The organism is Arthrobacter sp. CAN_A212, from assembly GCF_015752345.1.
In the GTDB taxonomy this organism is placed as follows: Bacteria; Actinomycetota; Actinomycetes; order Actinomycetales; family Micrococcaceae; genus Arthrobacter_D.
In genome coordinates this window covers 1-1,412 of record NZ_JADOUT010000074.1, presented here as the reverse complement: position 1 = coordinate 1,412, position 1,412 = coordinate 1, and the positions used below count along the sequence as shown (strand labels likewise).

Here is a 1,412-nt window from a genome sequence, read left to right as displayed (position 1 = left end):
CCCAACACCGCCTGGATCAACAAACCAACCGAGAAAAACGACACAAAAGCAGCAGCCTAATTCCCACTGGCCTCATTCACCTTGACAAATTCCGCATGACGCGGCCGAGTGAGACACGACAGTGGATCGCAACAATAATCGGCGGCGTTTTTCTTACCCGTCTGCCTCTCCCCGGCGCAGTTTTAGAAGCAAGCAATAGCTTCTTCCAGCATCCGGTGCCCTTGTGCTTCGAACTTGACGTCACCTACTAGAAAGGCCCATACCGCGGTGCCGATGGCCTCTCGCAGCAAATCCATCGACCAGACCTGATCGTCACGCGGGTCCGGGCCGTAGCCGCTCAAAAATGCAGCCTCCAGAGTGGGAACCGCCTTCCACTGCTGTGTGGCAAGCCGACACAGGTCCGTAGCTGGTGGCCGGAAGTCGAACCGGCCGAAGTCAATGACTCGCACCCGTTCTTGTTCGATCAGCCAGTTTCGCGGCTGCCAGTCGCCGTGCGTCGGTGCGACAACGATCGACGCCGGGCGGTACGTGCTGAGGACGAGCCTCGCTTCGGCCTCCACTGCCGGGGCGATTCTGTGCTTTCGATCTAGCCAGGCGTTCGCCTTGTCTGTCGCACGGCTTTCATATTCACCATCCGAGCGTGGATGCTGGTCGTGGAAAGCCCGGAGCGCCGAGCCTGCCTGGGCGTGAACGTCCGGAGCGAACTCATAAGATGTCCCCTCGACCAGCGTCCCGGGTTGATACGTAGAGATCAGGATGTTCGCGGCTCGATCGGCAGCTACGAGTTGTCCGGTCCGAGCAAGTCTGACTAGCGGCTCGGTATAGGTTTCGTGTGCCGTGATTTCTCGCCCGATGTGATGGTTGGTCAGGGGCGCAGCCTTCACTACGAAGTCCCGGTCGCCAGCACGCACATGGAGAACCTTCGTGTCTACGAGCCCCCAAGACAAGTCTTCGATCACCACAGGCGCTCCGAGTTGCCGCGCGACGTACTCGGATTGCTCTTTATCCAGAAGTTCCAAATCCCAGCTGGTCATCGAAACAGCCTATGCGAAGGTGTCCGTAAGCATCGATCCCCGGCAGGGCTTCTCACTCCGCTTGTCCAAGATCCGCGTCGACGGCGTCCCTGTCCCTTTGGGAGAATCCAATGGTGAAAAGTTACAGGACTGCCAAGTATGTGTCTCAACCAACTGTTCACCTGCTCTGTGGTCTCAACGGAGCCGGCAAGACGACACGCGCCCGCCAACTCGAAGACGAGTTGCCCGGGGTCCGGTTCAGCCTCGATAAGTGGATGCTGCGCTCCTTTCCCGACCTTTCATACGGAATCTGTCAAGGCGTTTGAGACACAGCTAAGTGGTTAGGCGTGTGTGGGGACCTCGCTTTGTTGGGGCTGGTTGATCCACGCCGCCGTGGGG

General features: G+C 58.9%; 2 protein-coding genes. One reads left to right on the top strand and one right to left on the bottom strand.

The window, feature by feature from the left end; translation table 11 throughout:
• Positions 1-182 precede the first annotated feature (182 nt).
• Positions 183-1,034, bottom strand: coding sequence for a phosphotransferase (locus IWX64_RS16830; RefSeq protein WP_196868269.1), 852 nt, complete (start codon positions 1,032-1,034; stop codon positions 183-185).
• A gap of 110 nt (positions 1,035-1,144) precedes the next feature.
• On the opposite strand from IWX64_RS16830, the gene IWX64_RS17415 reads away from it, so the two are divergent.
• Positions 1,145-1,339, top strand: a complete 195-nt coding sequence (locus IWX64_RS17415) for an AAA family ATPase (protein WP_442859072.1) — start codon at positions 1,145-1,147, stop codon at positions 1,337-1,339.
• The last annotated feature ends 73 nt before the right edge of the window (positions 1,340-1,412 follow it).

Excerpts from the sequence above, each read along its gene's own strand:
- IWX64_RS16830 (WP_196868269.1), bottom strand. The coding sequence starts at position 1,034 with ATGACCAGCTGGGATTTGGAACTTCTGGATAAAGAGCAATCCGAGTAC.
- IWX64_RS17415 (WP_442859072.1), top strand. The coding sequence starts at position 1,145 with ATGGTGAAAAGTTACAGGACTGCCAAGTATGTGTCTCAACCAACTGTT.